Here is a 17,352-nt window from a genome sequence, read left to right as displayed (position 1 = left end):
TAGTTATTCGTCATCTAACAACATAGCATTGCGATCGACCCCATTACCAGGTATCGATGCGATGATTAATGCTACAGCTCCAACTCATGAAACGCCGCGCCGTCTGGCTGACAAAGTCGTGCTGGTGAGCGGCGGCGGCACCGGTATCGGCCGCGCAGCCGCGTTGGCCTATGCCCGCGAAGGCGCCAAAGTCGCGCTGGCCGGCCGGCGCGCGGCGGAAATAGAAGCCACGGCGCGCGACATCGCGCTCGCAGGCGGCGACGCCCTGCCCATCGTGGCCGACGTCTCCCAGGAAGACGATATCCGTCAGCTGCTCGCCACGGTGACGGCCCACTACGGCCGGCTCGACGTCGCCTTCAACAACGCCGGCATCATCGGCAACTTCGCCCCCATCACCGAACAGAGCAGCGAGGATTTTGACCGCGTGATCGCCATTAACCTCCGAGGCGTCTGGCTGGCGATGAAATACGAGATTGAAACCTTCCTGGCTCAGCACTCGGGCGGCGTGATCGTTAACACGTCCTCCTGGCTGACCCACGGCGCGCTGGCCGGTTCGTCCAGCTACTCCGCCAGCAAAGGCGCGCTCGATGCGATGATCCGCGCGGTGGCGCTCGAATACAGCGGCCAGGGCATCCGCGTCAACAACATCAACCCCGGCATCATCGACACGCCGATGGCGCGCGGCAGCGTGGCCGACAGCGCGGCGTTCGCGCCCTTTATCGCCCACACGCCCGCCGGCCGCCTGGGCGAATCGGAAGACATCGGCGATGTGGCTTTGTGGCTGGCGACGGACGAAGCCCGTTTCATCACCGGCCAAAGCCTGCTGGTGGACGGCGGCTACACCATCGCCGGCATGCGCTGAGGAGACGACACCATGAACTACGTTCGGCTTGGCGGCAGCGGCCTGCAGGTATCTCGCCTCTGCCTGGGCTGCATGACCTACGGCGATCCGGCCTGGCGGCCCTGGGTACTGAAAGAGGATGAAGCGCGCCCCTTTATCCGCGAGGCGCTGGAGGCGGGCATCAATTTTTTCGATACCGCCAACATTTACTCCGGCGGAGAAAGCGAGCGCATTCTCGGCCGTGCGCTGAAAGCGTTCGCCCGCCGTGAAGACGTGGTGATCGCCACCAAAGCCTACTTTCCGATGGATGCGCAACCGAACAGCCGCGGGCTGTCGCGCAAACACCTGCTGCACAGCGTCGACGCCTCCTTGCAGCGGTTGGGAACGGATTACCTCGATCTGTTCGTGCTGCACCGCTTCGACACCGAAACGCCGATCGAAGAAACTGCCGACACCCTCGACGGCCTGGTGCGGGCGGGCAAGATCCGTTATCTCGGCGCGTCTTCACTGCACGCCTGGCGCCTGATGAAAATGCTGGCCTTTCAACGTCAGCACCGCCTGGCGCCGTTTATTTCGTTGCAAAGCCAATACAACCTGGTGACGCGTGAAGACGAAGAAGAATTGATCCCGCTGTGCCTGGAAGAAGGTCTTGGCCTGACGCCCTGGTCGCCGCTGGCCCGCGGCATGCTGGCCGGCTCCGGCAGTGGCAGCACGCTGCGCGCCGCCACCGACGAACAGACGCCCCGTTGGTACGGCGGCAGAAACGAGGTAGAACGCACCGTCGCCGCGGTAGCGGAGGTAGCGGCCGCGCGCGGCGTTCCACCGGCGCAGATTGCGCTGGCCTGGCTGTTGGCCAAACCCGGCGTGGCGTCGCCGCTGGTGGGCATGTCCAAGCCACACCATCTGCAGGATGCGCTGGCGGCGCTCGACCTCAGGCTATCGTCAGAAGACGTGGCCGCGCTGGAGGCGCCAATGGCACACGCTGCCCGCCCCGAGCGCTGGTAGCCCCTTTTACCTCATTCCCGGAGAGAAACATGTCATACGCTGTTACCGCGCGAGCGGCGTTGTTCACCCTCGCTACCGCACTCACCCTTAACGCGCCGGCGCAGGCCGCCATCAGCGCAGACTGCACAGAAAGCAGCATGACGCTGCCGCCCGGCGCGCTTTACCCCAACGGCATCGCCCGTGCGGCGGACGGCACGCTGTATGTCGGGCTGATCACCAGCGGCAACGTGCTGCGCAAACGGCCGGGTCAGGCGTGGGAAACCTTCTTCCCCGGCGCTGACACGGTGTTCGCCTCAAACGCGCTGCGGCTGGACGAACGGCGCGGGTTGCTGTGGGGAAACTCGCCGGACTTCCTCTCCGGCGGCAAAACGCGCGCCAACCGCATTTATGCGCTGAACGTCGCGGATGGCACCCTCAACCGCAGCCTGGCACTGCCGACGGGGGAAATGGGCAACGATATCGTGCTCGGTGCAGACGGTACAGTGTACGTGACGGAAACCCGCGGCGGCGGCATCCTGCGCCTGCGGCCGGGCGAAGCGGCATTCAGTACGTTGTATCAGGATGCGCGGTTAGCGGCCCCCAGCGGGCTGGGCGCCGCCGGTATCGTACTGCTCGACAACCGGCAGATGGCTGTCGCCAATTTCGGCACCGGTAAGCTCTATACCCTCAGCTATAACGATCCAAAGCCGCAGCTGACGGAAATGCAGCTGCCGCGCCTGATTGAAAACCCGGACGGAATGGGATTGGCACCGGACGGCGCGCTGATCGTGCTGGAGAACGGGATCCAGAGCGGCCAAGGGCGGATCCTGCGGATCCCGTCCCCCAAGGCGGCAGGCTCGCACCGGATTGAGGTCTTGCGCGAAGGCATGGAATCACCGGTCAATCTGACTATCACACCACAAGGCTGTGCCTTCGTCAGCGAATCGCGCATCCGCCACCGCCTGCTGCCCGGCCATGAAACCGAAGTGCCCGACAGCTTCCGCCTTTATCAACTGCCCCTGCCTCTCACCGCCGCACAATAAATTCGCCGCCTCACTGCGGGCGGCGACTTGCGTTGTTGCCCGCAGGCAAACGACAATCTCGCTTCGTTGCAACCTCGCCTTGCGCAGCGCTTCCCATTTTTACCTGTGACAGCCGATTGCCCGCTGGGCTAGTATAAGCGTCTGTGCAAACCTCAGGTTTGAGCGCGCCGTCTGGCGTTTTGATGATTTGATTTGCGCCGCCCGCCAAGCGCTGAATGGGGCGGCGCCTGCTGAAACAATGTGATAGCGAATGACGACAATGAAAATCACAGTTCCCTTTACATTCAATGGATTGGAAAAATAATCGCATGAATAGCACCGATAAACTCGATTCGCATACGCCGATGATGCAGCAGTACCTGCGCCTCAAGGCCCAGCATCCTGAAATCCTGCTGTTCTACCGCATGGGCGACTTCTACGAGCTGTTTTACGACGACGCCAAGCGCGCTTCCCAACTGCTGGATATCTCGCTGACCAAACGCGGCGCCTCGGCGGGTGAACCGATCCCGATGGCCGGCGTGCCGCACCACGCAGTGGAGAACTACCTGGCCAAGCTGGTGCAGCTCGGCGAGTCCGTCGCCCTCTGCGAGCAGATCGGCGATCCGGCCACCAGCAAAGGGCCGGTCGAACGCAAAGTGGTGCGTATCGTCACTCCCGGCACCATCACCGACGAAGCGCTGCTGCAAGAGCGCCAAGATAACCTGCTGGCGGCAATCTGGCAGGACGCGCGCGGCTTCGGCTACGCCACCCTGGACGTCAGCTCCGGCCGCTTCCGCGTCGCCGAGCCGCAGGATCTGGAAACCATGGCCGCCGAGCTGCAGCGCACCAATCCGGCCGAGCTGCTCTACCCGGAAACCTTCGAACAAATGGCGCTGATCGAACAGCGCCACGGCCTGCGCCGCCGCCCGCTGTGGGAATTCGAGCTTGAGACCGCGCGTCAGCAGCTCAACCTGCAATTCGGTACCCGCGACTTGACCGGTTTCGGCGTCGAACAGGCGCACCAGGCACTGCGCGCCGCCGGCTGCCTGCTGCAGTACGTCAAAGATACCCAGCGCACTTCGCTGCCGCACATTCGCGGCATCACCATGGAGCGCCAGCAGGACGGTATCATCATGGACGCCGCGACCCGCCGCAATCTGGAGCTGACGCAGAGCCTGTCCGGCGGCAGCGACAACACGCTGGCGGCGATCCTCGATCGCACGGTCACGCCGATGGGCAGCCGTATGCTGAAACGCTGGCTGCACATGCCGACCCGCGATATCAAGGTTCTCACCGCCCGCCAACAGGCGATCGGCGCATTGCAGGACCTGTTCACCGATCTGCAGCCTTCGCTGCGTCAGGTGGGCGATCAGGAGCGAATTTTGGCGCGTTTGGCGCTGCGCACCGCCCGGCCGCGCGATCTGGCGCGCATGCGCCATGCTTTCCAGCAACTGCCGGACATCCGCGCGCTGCTGCAAGATGTGGATACCCCACACGTGCAGCAACTGTTGTCGCAGGTGGGCCAGTTCGACGATCTGCGTGAGCTGCTGGAACGCGCGGTCATTGAGTCGCCGCCGGTGCTGGTACGCGACGGCGGCGTGATCGCCCCCGGTTACAACAGCGAACTGGACGAGTGGCGCGCACTGGCCGATGGCGCCAGCGATTATCTCGATCGGCTGGAGATCCGCGAGCGTGAAAAACTGGGGCTGGATACGCTCAAGGTCGGTTTTAACGGCGTACACGGCTACTACATTCAGGTCAGCCGTGGCCAAAGCCACCTGGTGCCGATCCACTATGTTCGCCGTCAGACGCTGAAAAACGCCGAGCGCTATATCATCCCGGAATTGAAAGAGTACGAAGACAAAGTGCTCACCTCCAAGGGCAAGGCGCTGGCGATCGAGAAAAGCCTGTACGACGAGCTGTTTGATCTGCTGCTGCCGCACCTGGCGGAGCTGCAGCAAAGCGCCGCCGCACTGGCCGAGCTGGACGTGCTGGCCAACCTGGCCGAGCGCGCCGATACCCTAAACTACGCTTGCCCGACCATGAGCGAGCAGCCGGGGATCCGCATTACCGAAGGCCGCCACCCGGTGGTTGAGCAGGTGCTGAGCGAGCCGTTTATCTCCAACCCGCTCACCCTGTCGCCACAGCGCCGCATGCTGATCATCACCGGCCCGAACATGGGGGGTAAAAGTACCTATATGCGGCAAACGGCGCTGATCGTGCTGATGGCGCACATCGGCAGCTACGTGCCGGCCACCAAGGCCACCATCGGCCCGGTGGATCGCATCTTCACCCGCGTCGGCGCGGCGGACGATCTGGCTTCCGGCCGCTCCACCTTCATGGTGGAAATGACCGAAACCGCCAACATCCTGCACAACGCCACCGAGCACAGCCTGGTGTTGATGGATGAAATCGGCCGCGGCACCTCCACCTACGACGGCCTGTCGCTGGCTTGGGCCTGCGCCGAAAACCTGGCCAACCGCATCAAGGCGATGACGCTGTTCGCCACCCACTACTTCGAGCTGACGACCTTGCCGGAGAAAATGGAAGGCGTGGTCAACGTGCATCTGGACGCGCTCGAACATGGTGATACCATCGCCTTCATGCACAGCGTACAGGACGGTGCCGCCAGCAAAAGCTATGGCCTGGCGGTCGCCGCGCTGGCCGGCGTGCCGCGCGACGTCATCAAGCGCGCCCGTCAGAAGCTGCGCGAGCTGGAGTCAATCTCCAGCCACACCGCCTCGGGCAGCGTCGATGCTACCCAGATGACGCTGCTGCAGGAAGAAACCTCGCCGGCGGTAGAAGCCCTGGAGGGGCTTGATCCGGATTCCCTGTCGCCACGCCAGGCGCTGGAATGGATCTACCGGCTGAAAAATATGGTGTAACCTGGCGCCAAACGCGGGCATAAAAAAACGGTGAGCATCATGCTCACCGTTTTTATTTGATGCGGTTCAACAACCGGCGTTATTCGCGGAACAGCGCCTCAATGCTCAGGCCCTGCATCTGCAGAATCTCACGCAGACGGCGCAGACCTTCAACCTGAATCTGACGGACGCGCTCGCGCGTCAGGCCAATCTCCCGGCCTACGTCTTCCAGCGTCGCCGCTTCATAGCCCAGTAGGCCGAAACGACGCGCCAACACTTCACGCTGTTTGGCGTTCAGTTCGAACAGCCATTTGACGATGCTTTGCTTCATATCGTCGTCTTGCGTGGTGTCTTCAGGCCCGTTGTCCTTTTCGTCGGCCAGAATGTCCAGCAGCGCTTTCTCAGAATCCCCGCCCAGCGGCGTATCCACCGAGGTGATGCGCTCATTCAGGCGCAGCATGCGGCTGACGTCATCCACCGGCTTGTCGAGTTGCTCGGCAATTTCTTCAGCGCTCGGTTCATGATCCAGCTTGTGGGAAAGCTCGCGCGCGGTGCGCAGATAGACATTCAGTTCTTTGACGATATGGATAGGCAAACGAATGGTACGGGTTTGGTTCATGATCGCCCGTTCAATCGTCTGACGGATCCACCAGGTTGCGTAAGTGGAGAAGCGAAAACCGCGTTCCGGGTCGAATTTTTCCACTGCCCGAATCAGACCGAGGTTACCCTCTTCGATCAAATCCAGCAGCGCCAGACCGCGGTTGCTGTAGCGGCGGGCGATTTTCACCACCAGCCGCAGGTTGCTTTCAATCATGCGGCGGCGGGACGGCACGTCACCGCGCAGAGCACGCCGCGCAAAATAGACTTCTTCCTCTGCGGTCAGCAGAGGTGAATAACCGATCTCACCCAGATAGAGCTGCGTCGCATCCAATACGCGTTGCGTAACGCCTTGAGACAACAGCTCTTCTTCCGCTAAATCGTTCTCGCTGGTCTCTTCTTCTACCAGCGCTTTTTCATCAAACGACTCGGCCTCAGCTCCATTCTCGTCGAAATCCGCATCATCATGTAACTCGTTAACTTTCAGCGTATTTTGGCTCATATGCTGCTCCTACCCGTGATACCGCGAGCAGAATCTCAGCGTATTCTGCCCAATCTATCGCTGCGGAAGATAACGCAGCGGGTTTACGGATTTCCCCTTGTAACGAATTTCAAAATGCAAACGTACTGAACTGGTACCGGTGCTACCCATGGTGGCTATTTTTTGACCCGCCTTCACTTCTTGTTGTTCCCGGACCAGCATTGTGTCGTTATGAGCGTAGGCGCTCAGGTAATCATCATTATGTTTGATGATGATTAGATTACCGTAGCCCCGTAAAGCGTTGCCTGCATACACTACACGACCATCGGCGGTAGCGAAGATAGGCTGCCCACGGGAACCGGCGATATCGACACCCTTATTCCCACCTTCTGATGAGGAAAAGTTATCAATAACCTTACCGTCAGTCGGCCATCTCCAGGTACTGACCGGAGCGCTGTTGCTGACGGTGCTGCTCACTGGTGGAGCGGCTTCCGGCGCGGTAACAGGCGCAGTCGCGGTCCCAACCGCTGCGGCACCTGCTGCAGGTAACATCTTACCTACATTCTGTTTACCCGAGTTTTCAGAATACGCGTTAGTTGATTGAGAATCAACCGTTGCCGTCTGGATCTGGGAGCTGGAAGGTGGCTTCGGAACACCGCCTTTGGTCGCGTCTGTCGTCGCCAACATGCCGCCGCCGCCGTTAGCAGAACCATTACCAAGCTGAATGGTTTGGCCAACATTCAGGCTGTATGGCTCGGGAATATTGTTGCGCTGCGCCAAGTCGCGGAAATCATTGCCGGTGATCCAGGCGATGTAAAACAGCGTGTCGCCGCGCTTGACCGTATAAGTTTCACCGCCGCTGTAACTCCCTTTAGGAATGGCGGTATAACTGCGATTATAGACAATGCGGCCCTCTGGGCTGGCCTGCTGCACTCCGCCATTATTATTGCCGGATGGAACGGCACCGCCGCCGCCCACGCTGCTGATAGGGGCCGACGTCGAGGCCGTATTCGTACAACCCGCCAACCACAAACTTACCATCGTACACACCGCAACCCGGCGTAACGTAATCATTGGGCTTCCCGTGCTCATGCTTCCCCCATGACAGCAATATCAGTGATATATCCAAAATACCCTTTACATCGTAGCCGAGCTTTTGCCACTTCCCAGTTTCTGCGATGTAAAGGCGCCGCCGGCCGATCCCTGAACGCCAGGTCATCTCCCGCCGGAGCATCAAAACGCGCGCCAATGCTAACCACATTGACGTCGCCGCACCATAAGACAACTACGTAGAAAGGCCAATTCTAGTGAAAATTAGCCTGATTGGAACGAGAAAACCTTATCCGGACGTGATGAAAGTGCAACAGATTTTGCCGACGGTCGAAAATTCAGACAATCGCTAGGCCAATTCGCCTTTCACCAGCGGAACAAAGCGCACCGCTTCGACCGCATCGACAACGAAATCGTTGCCATGACGCTGAATGCGTTTGAGGGTTTGGGCCTGCTCGCCCACCGGCAACACCAAAATGCCGCCGTCGTCCAACTGCTCCACCAGCGCCTGCGGGATCTCCGGCGGTGCGGCGGTGACGATGATCGCATCGAACGGGCCGCGCGACGCCCAGCCCTGCCAGCCGTCGCCGTGGCGGGTAGAAACATTGTGGAGATCGAGCTGCTTCAGCCGGCGCTTGGCCTGCCACTGCAGCCCCTTGATGCGCTCGACGGAACAAACGTGTTGCACCAGATGCGCCAGGATAGCGGTTTGATAACCGGAACCGGTGCCGATCTCCAGCACCCTTGAGGTGGGCTTCAGGTTCAGCAGCTCGGTCATCCGCGCCACCATATAAGGCTGAGAAATGGTCTGACCGGAACCGATCGGCAATGCGGTGTTTTCGTAGGCTTTGTGATCCAGCGCTTCGTCGACAAAACGCTCGCGCGGCACCGCTTCGATCGCCCGCAGCAGCTTTTCGTCCCGGATCCCCTGCTGACGCAGCTGCGTCAGCAATGTTTGCATACGCTTGTTCACCATTCCCCGCTAACCTCTGCCTTGGTTAACCATGTTGTCACGACTTCCTGCGCCGCGTAGGCGGTCAAATCCACCTGCAGCGGCGTGATCGCCACATAGCCTTGTTCCACCGCCGCAAAGTCGGTATCCGGCCCGGCATCAAATTTATCACCAGGCGGCCCGATCCAGTAGAGATTTTGTCCGCGCGGATCCTGCTGGCAGAAAACCGTGTCGGCGGGATGGCGGCTGCCGCAGCGGGTAACGCGCAAGCCTTTGATCTCCGCCAGCGGCAGATCCGGTACGTTGATATTCAGGATTTTTCCGGTACGCAACGGCTCACGCTGCAACGCGCGCAGGATACGGCAGGTAATGACGGCGGCGGTCGCATAGTGCTGGTGGCCGTTCAACGACACCGCCAACGCGGGCAGCCCCAGATGCCGCCCCTCCATCGCCGCCGCGACGGTGCCGGAATAGATGACGTCGTCGCCCAAATTCGGCCCGGCGTTGATGCCGGAGACCACAATATCCGGCGCCGGGCGCATCAAAGCGTTGACGCCAAGGTAGACACAGTCGGTCGGCGTCCCCTGCAGCACCGCAATATCGCCGTTGGCCAGCGTCTGCGTGCGCAGCGGCGACTCCAGCGTCAGGGCATTGGAAGAGCCGCTGCGATTACGATCCGGCGCCACGACCTGCACCTCGGCAAATTCCCGCAGCGCCGCCGCCAGCACCTGAATGCCCGGGGCGCTAACGCCGTCATCGTTACTCAGCAATATCCGCATTACTGTCATCCTGCTGCATGATCTCGCGAACCACGCTGGTGGCGAAGCTGCCTGCCGGCAGCCAGAAGCGCAGTTCCACGGTAACGTCATCCCACCAGTTCCACAGCATATTTTGCGGCTGCAACAGCAGGGCCCGACGAGCGGGTTCGACACGCTCGCGCTTTAAAAGCGTAAGCAATTCCGGCTGCTCCGCCAAGCATTGTTGTTCAAATGCCAACGCATCGCCGGCAGTACCCGGCCCGCCGTCGCCCGGCAACGTCGCGGTGACAACCAGCTCACCGGCATCCAGCCGCTGTTGCAGCGTCTCCAGCTCATCGGCCTTGGCGACGAACCAACTGCCGCGGCCGCTCAGCTGCAGGGCGTCCCCCTCCAGCACGGTGCGCTGCAGGCCTTCGGCCAGGCGCGTGCTCGCGAGCAGATTAAACAGTGCGCTGCGGCTGGCGGAAAGGTAGAAACTGCGTTTGCTGCGCTCTTTGACGCGGATTTCGTCGTTCGCCCAGCGGCGCGCCATCACCAGGTTATTGCCGCCGCGGCCGAAGCGTTGGCTGCCGAAATAGTTTGGCACGCCCTGCGCGGCGATGGCCTGCAGACGGCGTTCCACGTCCTGCCGGTCGGAAATCTGGCGCAGCACCAGCGTAAAGTGGTTGCCTTTCAGGTTGCCGATGCGCATTTTACGCAGGTGGCGGGCTGACGAGAGCACCTCGCAGCCTTCCAGCGCAAACTGGGAGAAATCCGGCGTGTCCTTGCCCGGCATGTGCAGGCAGAACCACTGTTCGGTCACCGCGTGGCGATCCTTCAAGCCCGCATAGCTGACGGAACGTGCATGGATACCGGCGAAACGCGCCAAATAGTCGGCCACGAACTGGGTATTGCAGCCGTTTTTACGGATGTTCACCAGCACGTGCTCGCCTTCGCCATCCGGCGCAAAGCCCAGGTCTTCCACCACCACGAAATCTTCCGGATTGGCTTTCAACACCCCGGTGCTCTGCGGCCGGCCATGCAGCCAGGTCAGATTCGCCATATCCATGCAATTATTCCTTGATCAGCAAGGCGACCGCTTCGCAGGCGATGCCCTCGCCGCGCCCGGTGAAACCGAGCTGCTCGGTGGTGGTAGCCTTCACGTTGACGTCATCCATATGGCACTGCAGATCTTCCGCCAGGAAGACGCGCATCTGCGGGATGTGCGGCGCCATTTTCGGCGCCTGGGCGATGATGGTGATATCGAGGTTGCCGAGGCGATACCCTTTGGCGCGGATGCGTTTCCAGGCTTCGCGCAGCAGCTCGCGGCTGTCGGCGCCCTTGAAGGCCGGATCGGTATCGGGGAACAGCTTGCCGATATCGCCCAGCGCCGCCGCGCCCAGCAAGGCGTCGGTCGCCGCATGCAGCGCGACGTCACCGTCGGAATGGGCCAACAAACCTTTGTCGTAAGGGATGCGAACACCGCCGATCACTAACGGGCCTTCGCCGCCGAATTTATGTACGTCAAAACCGTGACCGATACGCATGATGCGCTCCTTAATTGTCCAACTGAGTCAAATAGAACGCCGCCAGCGCCAAATCCTCCGGCCGCGTTACTTTAATGTTGTCCGCCCGGCCGGCGACCAGCAGCGGATGATAGCCGCAATGCTCCAGCGCCGAGGCTTCGTCGGTGACGTTCGCGCCTTCATCCAGCGCGCGCTGCAGGCACTGCTTGAGCAGCGGCAGCGGAAACAGCTGCGGCGTCAGCGCATGCCACAGATCCTGCCGTTCGACGGTGTGGGCGATGGTTTCGCGGCCGGGTTCGGCGCGCTTCATGGTGTCGCGCACCGGGGCGGCGAGAATGCCGCCGACCTTGCTGTGTACGGTGATCGCCAGCAGGCGCTCGAGATCGTCGGCGTGCAGGCAGGGGCGCGCAGCGTCGTGCACCAGCACCCAGTCCGCATCGCCCGCCAGCTTCAGCCCGGCCATCACCGAATCGGCGCGCTGTTTGCCGCCCTCAGTGACGATCACCCGCGGATCCTGGGCGATCGGCAACTGTTCGAACTGGCGATCTTCGGGGCCGATCGCCACGATCACCCGCTCAATGCGCGGATGACGCAACAGGGCGTGGATGGCGTGCTCGACGATGCTGTGCCGGCCGATGGTTAAATATTGCTTCGGGCATTCCGCCTGCATGCGGCTGCCGATACCGGCAGCGGGCAGGACGGCAATCACCGAGGGAAAGGTGCCTGCGGAGTGATTCATGCGTTATTTTTGTGCGTTATTTTGCGAGGAAGACGCCGCGTTGCGTCTGGATTGGTCAGGAACCAGACGATAGAAAGTCTCACCGGGCTTGATCATGCCCAGCTCATTACGCGCTCGCTCTTCGATCGCTTCCTGACCGCCGTTCAAATCATCGATTTCGGCAAACAGCTGATCGTTACGCGCTTTCAACTTGGCGTTGCTGCCCTGCTGGACCGCAACGTCTTCATTGACTCGCACGTAATCGTGAATACCATTTTTGCCCAGCCACAGTGAATACTGTAACCAACCGAGCAATGCCAGCAATAGCAGCGTAAGTTTTCCCATCTCCGCCCCCTGAAAAACCGACCAATCATCCCACAACTTCTCGTTGGACTCCACACTGAGAGCGGCATTTCAACGCCAAATTCAGAATACGGATGAAGGATTCCCGAGTTTATCGACTAATTCCACGGCGAAAGCGGCAAAAAAAGCCCCTTTTGCCCGATGCGCGCGACGCGTTTTGCAATGAAGCATACCCTGCCCTTCACCCATTATGCAGCAAGAACCACTGCACAGCCGCCTCCTGACCCATCGCTTACGCCACAGCAACGAAAAAAGTGAATATTTAACACCATAGAAAGAATAATCCTTATACAGGGGTTGTACTTTCATTCATTGAAGCTTATTTTTATGCACTCATAGTGCATAAATAATTCCAATATATAACCTTTCATTATCGGGGATCGCGATGTTAAAACGTTTAGTTCTGATCGGCGCCTGCCTGGCCGCCACCTTCTCCACCGTCGCGTTGGCGGCTGAAACTACCTACGTCGTCGGCTCCGGCGGCACCTATCGGCCGTTCGAGTTTGAAAATAGCCAAAAGCAGCTGGAAGGTTTCGACATCGACATCATCAAAGCGGTAGCCAAGGCCGAAGGTTTCCAAATCAAACTGATCAATACGCCGTGGGAGGGGATCTTCGCCACCTTGAATTCCGGCGATCGCGACATCATCATTTCCGGCATCACCATCACCGACAAACGCAAACAAATGGTTGATTTCTCGGCGCCATACTTCCCGGCCGAGCAGGCCATCGTGGTGCCGAAAGACTCGACGGTAGACTCCATCGCCGCGCTGAAAACGCTGAAGGTCGGCGTGGTGAACTCCAGCACCGGCGATATCGTGGTGTCCGACGTGCTGGGCAAAAACAGCACCGCCATCAAGCGCTTCGATAATACCCCGCTGATGCTGCAGGAGCTGTATGAAGACGGCATCGGCGCGGCGGTCGGCGACGTTGGCGTGGCCAAGTTCTATATCAAGACCCATCCGGAGAAAGCCTTCAAACTGGTGCCCGACGCCAAGTTTGAGCGCCAGTATTTCGGCATCGCCGTCGCCAAAGGCAACGACGAACTGCGTAACAAGATCAACGCCGGCCTGAAGAAGATCGTCGCCGACGGCACCTACGCCAAGATCTACCAAACCTGGTTCGACAGCAACGTGCCGACGCTGCCGGCGGAATAACACTCTGTCGCCGGCGCCCGCCAGGCCGTCGGCGCGCCACCGTTTCAGCACACCAAGAAGGAATACCCTTTGAACTTCCGCTGGGAGATCATCCAGGAATACGCGCCGCTGTTTATGGAAGGCGCCTGGATGACCATCAAATGCACCATTATCTGCGTACTGCTCGGCACCACCTGGGGCTTGATCCTCGGGCTGGGGCGTTTGGCGCAGGCGCCGCACGGCATCTGGAAACCCATCCTGCATTACGGCGTTCAGTGGCCGGTACGCATCTACATCAGCGCCTTTCGCGGCACGCCGCTGTTCGTACAAATCATGGTGGTGCACTTCGCGCTGGTGCCGCTGTTCATCAACCCGCGTGACGGCCTGCTGGTCACCAGCGGCCTGATGAGCGTCGATTTCGCCCGTGCGCTGCGCGCCGATTACGGTGCCTTTCTTTCCTGCGTGGTGGCGATCACGCTCAACGCCGGCGCCTATGTGTCGGAGATCTTCCGCGCCGGGATCCAGTCGATTGACCGCGGCCAGATGGAGGCTTCGCGCTCGCTGGGCATGAGCTACGGCAAGACCATGCGCCAGGTGATCCTGCCGCAGGCCTTCCGCCGCATGCTGCCGCCGCTGGGCAACAACGCCATCGCCATCGTCAAGGATTCGTCGCTGGCCTCCGCCATCGGCCTGGCGGATCTGGCCTATGCCGCCCGTACCGTCTCCGGCGCCTACGCCACCTACTGGGAGCCCTATCTGACCATTTCGCTGGTCTATTGGGTCATCACCTTCCTGCTCTCACTGCTGGTGCAACACATGGAAAAGAGGTTCGGTAAAAGTGATTCGCGTACATAACCTGCAAAAACAGTTCGGCGAGAGCCACGTGCTGCGCGGCATTTCCTGCCGGATCGCCGCCAACGAAGTGGTATGCGTCATCGGCCCCTCCGGCTCGGGAAAAAGCACCTTCCTGCGCTGCATCAACGCGCTGGAGACGCTCTCCGGCGGCGAGATCGAGGTGAATGGCTTCGCCGTCCACGATCAGAAAACCGACCTGAACAAGATGCGTGAAAGCGTGGGGATGGTGTTCCAGCGCTTCAACCTGTTCCCGCACATGACGGTGTTGGAAAACATCATCATGGCGCCGGTGAGCGTGAAGAAGCAGCCGCGCGCCGAAGCCATCGCACAAGCCGAGCAGCTGCTGCACAAGGTCGGGCTGCTCGACAAGATAGACGCCTACCCCAACAGCCTGTCCGGCGGCCAGCAGCAGCGGGTCGCCATCGCCCGCGCGCTGGCGATGGAGCCGAAGATCATGCTGTTCGACGAACCGACCTCCGCGCTCGATCCGGAGCTGGTGGGCGAAGTGTTGGCGGTGATGAAATCGCTGGCACACGAGGGCATGACCATGGTGGTAGTCACGCATGAGATGGGCTTTGCCCGCGAGGTGGCCGATCGGGTGCTGTTTATCGATCAGGGGATCATTCAGGAGGAAGGTGCGCCGCAGCAGATCTTCAGCCATCCGGCCAATCCGCGCACACAGGCGTTTCTGAGCAAAGTTTTGTAACCTTCGGCACCGCTTTGCAATCCTTCGGGCGCCGGCATCGGCGCCCGCTCTCTCACCACCCGGTTAAGAAGCTGAACACCAGCCAGAACAGGCACAGCACGATGGCGCCAGTCAGCAGCAGCGTCAGGATCAGACGGCCGCGCAACAGCGTGCTGAGGGTGATGCCGATCAGCACCGACAGCGGCATCAGCGCCAGGAAGAACGGCCAGGTATAGAGCAGGAAAAACAGCGTGTTGGAACCGTAAACCAGGAACGGCAACGCGAACGCCAGCCAGTAGAAAACAAAGCCGCTGACGCCGCCCAGGAAAGAATAAGAAGGCTCCTCTCTCTCCTGTTTTGACTGCTTGGAGTCGATCAAGATAGGCGTGACATTTTGCATAGTGATCCCTGGTTATTCGGCTCGCTCTGCGGCGGCTTAGAGTAAAAAGCGCATGGCGAAAAACGCCACACGCTTTTTTTGAATTCAGGGTTTGATAATAGCCTGACCACGCAACACGTCTAACAATTGCGCAATCAAATTTGTTACCAATTGTTGGCCATCGAGGTGGATTTCAGGCCGCTGCGGCGCCTCGTAAACCGCGTCGATGCCGGTGAAATTGCGCAGCTCGCCGGCGCGCGCTTTTTTATACAATCCCTTCGGATCGCGCGCCTCGCAGATCGCCAACGGCGTGTCGACGAACACCTCGATAAAGCGATCGTCGCCGAGCATCTCGCGCACCATCTGCCGCTCGGCGCGGTGCGGCGAAATGAACGCGGTCAGCACCACCAGCCCGGCGTCCACCATCAGTTTGGCCACTTCCCCCACCCGGCGGATGTTTTCGCGGCGATCTTCGTCGGAGAAGCCGAGATCGCGGCACAGGCCGTGGCGCACGTTATCGCCGTCCAGCAGATAGGTGCTGACGCCGAGCCCGTGCAGTGCCTGCTCCAGCGCGCCGGCGACGGTGGATTTGCCCGAGCCGGACAGCCCGGTAAACCACAGCACCACGCCGCGGTGGCCGTTGCGCGCTTCGCGATCCGCGCGCGTCACGGCGTGCGGATGCCAAACCACGTTCTCATCGTCCGGCCCGGTCGCCCTCAGTTCGGCGGCCACCTTATCGACCACCGAGCAGATCGCGTGCGCCCCAGTGCGGGAAGTGCTTGCGCACCAGCGCATTCAGCTCCAGCTCGAAGGCGCTGAACTCGCCGTGCGCCGCCGGAGTGGCCTGCAGCGTTTCACGCACCAGACCGGCACCGACCGTGACGTTGCTCATGCGATCGATGAAGATCAGCCCGCCGGTGTCGTGATTGCTCTGGTAGCTGTCCAGCATCAGCGGTTCGTCGAACGTCAGCTCCACCAACCCGATGCCGTTAAGCGGCAGGGTGTCGGCCGGGTGTTGCGCCAGCGTATTGATCTCCACCTGATGACAAATGCTCTCCACGCGTGCGCGGGTCTTTTTACCGGCGATCTTGATGTCGTAACTCTGGCCCGGCACCAGCGGCTGCTCCGCCATCCATACCACGTCCACCAGCGCGCTCTGCGCCGCCTGCAGGCTTTCGCCGGCGTCGACCAGCAAATCGCCGCGGCTGATGTCCACCTCATCCTTCAGCACCAGCGTAATCGCCTCGCCCGGCACCGCCTCTTGCAGATCGCCGTCGAAGGTCACGATGCGCGCCACGCTGGATTCCACGCCGGAAGGCAGCACCTTGACCCGTTGCCCCACCCGCACCACGCCGGCCGACAGCGTGCCGGCATAGCCGCGAAAATCGAGGTTCGGGCGGTTGACGTACTGCACCGGGAAGCGCAGCGGCTGGTTTTCACGCTCGCTGACCACGTCCACGCTCTCCAGCACTTCCAGCAGCGTCGGGCCGCTGTACCACGGCATATGGGCGCTTTCGCTCGCCACGTTGTCGCCGTCCAGCGCCGACAGCGGCACGAATTTGATATCCAGATCGCCTGGCAGCTGCTGGGCAAAGGTCAGGTAATCCTGTTTGAACTGCTCGAACACCGCTTCCTGGTAGTCCACCAGATCCATTTTGTTCACCGCCACCACCAGATGGCGAATGCCCAGCAGGGTCGCGATAAAACTGTGGCGGCGGGTCTGATCCAGCACCCCTTTGCGCGCGTCGATCAACAGGATCGCCAGATCGCAGGTGGAGGCGCCGGTGGCCATGTTGCGGGTGTACTGCTCGTGTCCCGGGGTATCGGCGATGATAAATTTGCGTTTTTCGGTCGAGAAATAGCGATAGGCCACGTCGATAGTGATGCCCTGCTCGCGCTCGGCCTGCAGGCCGTCCACCAGCAGCGCCAGATCGAGCTTCTCGCCCTGGGTGCCGATGCGTTTGCTGTCGCTGTGCAGCGTCGACAGCTGATCCTCGTAGATCTGGCGGGTATCGTGCAGCAAGCGGCCGATCAGGGTGCTTTTGCCGTCATCGACGCTGCCGCAGGTCAGAAAGCGCAGCAGGCTCTTGTGCTGCTGCGCGTGCAGGTAAGATTCGACGCCGCCCTGGTCAGCGATTTGTTGTGCAATTGCGTTGTTCATCC

Annotated in this window: 18 protein-coding genes; 7 read left to right on the top strand and 11 right to left on the bottom strand. The window is 60.9% G+C overall.

Translation table 11 applies throughout. From position 1 onward, the window contains the following. The first annotated feature begins 61 nt into the window (after positions 1 to 61). The 4 genes from C9411_RS07585 (at position 62) to mutS (ending at position 5,732) form a co-directional block, all read left to right on the top strand. On the top strand, positions 62 to 862 hold the full coding sequence (locus tag C9411_RS07585; protein ID WP_175089869.1) for an SDR family NAD(P)-dependent oxidoreductase: 801 nt from the start codon (positions 62 to 64) through the stop codon (positions 860 to 862). A 12-nt stretch (positions 863 to 874) separates the two neighbouring features. Continuing rightward, a complete protein-coding gene (locus C9411_RS07580) occupies positions 875 to 1,846 on the top strand; it encodes an aldo/keto reductase (protein WP_107226780.1) in 972 nt (323 codons plus the stop codon). A gap of 29 nt (positions 1,847 to 1,875) precedes the next feature. Next, positions 1,876 to 2,868 carry a hypothetical protein gene (locus tag C9411_RS07575; protein WP_233221887.1) on the top strand — a complete coding sequence of 331 codons (993 nt, stop codon included), beginning with the start codon at positions 1,876 to 1,878 and terminating at the stop codon, positions 2,866 to 2,868. 308 nt (positions 2,869 to 3,176) lie between these two features. Beyond that, a complete protein-coding gene (gene mutS, locus C9411_RS07570; RefSeq protein WP_063991645.1) occupies positions 3,177 to 5,732 on the top strand; it encodes a DNA mismatch repair protein MutS in 2,556 nt (851 codons plus the stop codon). 79 nt (positions 5,733 to 5,811) lie between these two features. Here mutS and rpoS read toward each other — a convergent pair whose 3' ends face one another. From rpoS to ftsB, 8 genes are all read right to left on the bottom strand, one after another. After that, a complete protein-coding gene (gene rpoS / locus C9411_RS07565; RefSeq protein WP_004932578.1) occupies positions 5,812 to 6,810 on the bottom strand; it encodes an RNA polymerase sigma factor RpoS in 999 nt (332 codons plus the stop codon). Positions 6,811 to 6,864: 54 nt separating this feature from the next. Then, positions 6,865 to 7,863, bottom strand: coding sequence for a murein hydrolase activator NlpD (nlpD, locus tag C9411_RS07560; RefSeq protein WP_063991367.1), 999 nt, complete (start codon positions 7,861 to 7,863; stop codon positions 6,865 to 6,867). A gap of 325 nt (positions 7,864 to 8,188) precedes the next feature. After that, entirely contained in the window at positions 8,189 to 8,815 is a 627-nt protein-coding gene (locus C9411_RS07555) for a protein-L-isoaspartate(D-aspartate) O-methyltransferase (RefSeq protein ID WP_004932585.1), read from the bottom strand. Further along, the gene (gene surE, locus C9411_RS07550) at positions 8,809 to 9,570 is read right to left on the bottom strand and encodes a 5'/3'-nucleotidase SurE (RefSeq protein WP_063991368.1); all 762 of its coding nucleotides are present in this window, start codon (positions 9,568 to 9,570) and stop codon (positions 8,809 to 8,811) included. The genes C9411_RS07555 and surE overlap by 7 nt, the downstream gene beginning before the upstream one ends. Further along, complete coding sequence (gene truD / locus C9411_RS07545; protein WP_107226779.1) at positions 9,551 to 10,597, bottom strand: tRNA pseudouridine(13) synthase TruD; 1,047 nt, start codon at positions 10,595 to 10,597, stop codon at positions 9,551 to 9,553. The genes surE and truD overlap by 20 nt, the downstream gene beginning before the upstream one ends. 4 nt (positions 10,598 to 10,601) lie before the next feature. Continuing rightward, on the bottom strand, positions 10,602 to 11,075 hold the full coding sequence (gene ispF / locus C9411_RS07540) for a 2-C-methyl-D-erythritol 2,4-cyclodiphosphate synthase (protein WP_004932594.1): 474 nt from the start codon (positions 11,073 to 11,075) through the stop codon (positions 10,602 to 10,604). Positions 11,076 to 11,085: 10 nt separating this feature from the next. Next, positions 11,086 to 11,793, bottom strand: coding sequence for a 2-C-methyl-D-erythritol 4-phosphate cytidylyltransferase (ispD, locus tag C9411_RS07535; protein WP_107226778.1), 708 nt, complete (start codon positions 11,791 to 11,793; stop codon positions 11,086 to 11,088). Positions 11,794 to 11,796: 3 nt separating this feature from the next. Further along, a complete protein-coding gene (gene ftsB, locus C9411_RS07530; RefSeq protein WP_021505314.1) occupies positions 11,797 to 12,117 on the bottom strand; it encodes a cell division protein FtsB in 321 nt (106 codons plus the stop codon). Positions 12,118 to 12,520: 403 nt separating this feature from the next. Here ftsB and C9411_RS07525 point away from each other — a divergent pair, with 403 nt between their 5' ends. The 3 genes from C9411_RS07525 (at position 12,521) to C9411_RS07515 (ending at position 14,831) form a co-directional block, all read left to right on the top strand. Next, positions 12,521 to 13,291 (top strand): basic amino acid ABC transporter substrate-binding protein, encoded by a 771-nt coding sequence (locus C9411_RS07525; RefSeq protein WP_107226777.1) that lies wholly within the window; start codon positions 12,521 to 12,523, stop codon positions 13,289 to 13,291. Between the two features lie 114 nt (positions 13,292 to 13,405). Then, positions 13,406 to 14,125: an amino acid ABC transporter permease gene (locus C9411_RS07520; RefSeq protein WP_042706788.1), complete on the top strand. Its 720-nt coding sequence runs from the start codon at positions 13,406 to 13,408 to the stop codon at positions 14,123 to 14,125. Then, positions 14,109 to 14,831 (top strand): amino acid ABC transporter ATP-binding protein, encoded by a 723-nt coding sequence (locus C9411_RS07515; protein WP_060445929.1) that lies wholly within the window; start codon positions 14,109 to 14,111, stop codon positions 14,829 to 14,831. Before C9411_RS07520 ends, C9411_RS07515 begins: the two co-directional genes overlap by 17 nt. Positions 14,832 to 14,883: 52 nt before the next feature. Here the strand turns inward: C9411_RS07515 and C9411_RS07510 are convergent, their stop codons facing one another. From C9411_RS07510 to cysN, 3 genes are all read right to left on the bottom strand, one after another. Next, positions 14,884 to 15,210, bottom strand: a complete 327-nt coding sequence (locus C9411_RS07510) for a DUF3561 family protein (protein WP_063991373.1) — start codon at positions 15,208 to 15,210, stop codon at positions 14,884 to 14,886. An 84-nt stretch (positions 15,211 to 15,294) separates the two neighbouring features. Continuing rightward, the gene (gene cysC / locus C9411_RS07505; protein WP_080473437.1) at positions 15,295 to 15,984 is read right to left on the bottom strand and encodes an adenylyl-sulfate kinase; all 690 of its coding nucleotides are present in this window, start codon (positions 15,982 to 15,984) and stop codon (positions 15,295 to 15,297) included. Further along, positions 15,923 to 17,350: a sulfate adenylyltransferase subunit CysN gene (gene cysN / locus C9411_RS07500; protein ID WP_107226776.1), complete on the bottom strand. Its 1,428-nt coding sequence runs from the start codon at positions 17,348 to 17,350 to the stop codon at positions 15,923 to 15,925. The genes cysC and cysN overlap by 62 nt, the downstream gene beginning before the upstream one ends. Positions 17,351 to 17,352 lie beyond the last annotated feature (2 nt).

Origin of the sequence: Serratia sp. Nf2 (genome assembly GCF_003028435.1) — a bacterium.
GTDB classification, from domain to species: domain Bacteria; phylum Pseudomonadota; class Gammaproteobacteria; order Enterobacterales; family Enterobacteriaceae; genus Serratia; species Serratia marcescens_L.
Note: the sequence above shows the minus strand (reverse complement) of the source record. Positions and strands in the feature narration are given on the sequence as shown.

Bases quoted from the DNA above. Each gene is read 5' to 3' on its own strand.
- C9411_RS07525 (WP_107226777.1), top strand. From the start codon at position 12,521: ATGTTAAAACGTTTAGTTCTGATCGGCGCCTGCCTGGCCGCCACCTTC.
- rpoS (WP_004932578.1), bottom strand. From the start codon at position 6,810: ATGAGCCAAAATACGCTGAAAGTTAACGAGTTACATGATGATGCGGAT.
- ispF (WP_004932594.1), bottom strand. From the start codon at position 11,075: ATGCGTATCGGTCACGGTTTTGACGTACATAAATTCGGCGGCGAAGGC.
- C9411_RS07585 (WP_175089869.1), top strand. From the start codon at position 62: ATGATTAATGCTACAGCTCCAACTCATGAAACGCCGCGCCGTCTGGCT.
- truD (WP_107226779.1), bottom strand. From the start codon at position 10,597: ATGGATATGGCGAATCTGACCTGGCTGCATGGCCGGCCGCAGAGCACC.
- C9411_RS07575 (WP_233221887.1), top strand. From the start codon at position 1,876: ATGTCATACGCTGTTACCGCGCGAGCGGCGTTGTTCACCCTCGCTACC.
- nlpD (WP_063991367.1), bottom strand. From the start codon at position 7,863: ATGATTACGTTACGCCGGGTTGCGGTGTGTACGATGGTAAGTTTGTGG.
- C9411_RS07555 (WP_004932585.1), bottom strand. From the start codon at position 8,815: ATGGTGAACAAGCGTATGCAAACATTGCTGACGCAGCTGCGTCAGCAG.
- ispD (WP_107226778.1), bottom strand. From the start codon at position 11,793: ATGAATCACTCCGCAGGCACCTTTCCCTCGGTGATTGCCGTCCTGCCC.
- cysC (WP_080473437.1), bottom strand. From the start codon at position 15,984: ATGCGCTGGTGCGCAAGCACTTCCCGCACTGGGGCGCACGCGATCTGC.
- C9411_RS07510 (WP_063991373.1), bottom strand. From the start codon at position 15,210: ATGCAAAATGTCACGCCTATCTTGATCGACTCCAAGCAGTCAAAACAG.
- surE (WP_063991368.1), bottom strand. From the start codon at position 9,570: ATGCGGATATTGCTGAGTAACGATGACGGCGTTAGCGCCCCGGGCATT.
- cysN (WP_107226776.1), bottom strand. From the start codon at position 17,350: ATGAACAACGCAATTGCACAACAAATCGCTGACCAGGGCGGCGTCGAA.
- C9411_RS07520 (WP_042706788.1), top strand. From the start codon at position 13,406: ATGGAAGGCGCCTGGATGACCATCAAATGCACCATTATCTGCGTACTG.
- mutS (WP_063991645.1), top strand. From the start codon at position 3,177: ATGAATAGCACCGATAAACTCGATTCGCATACGCCGATGATGCAGCAG.
- ftsB (WP_021505314.1), bottom strand. From the start codon at position 12,117: ATGGGAAAACTTACGCTGCTATTGCTGGCATTGCTCGGTTGGTTACAG.
- C9411_RS07580 (WP_107226780.1), top strand. From the start codon at position 875: ATGAACTACGTTCGGCTTGGCGGCAGCGGCCTGCAGGTATCTCGCCTC.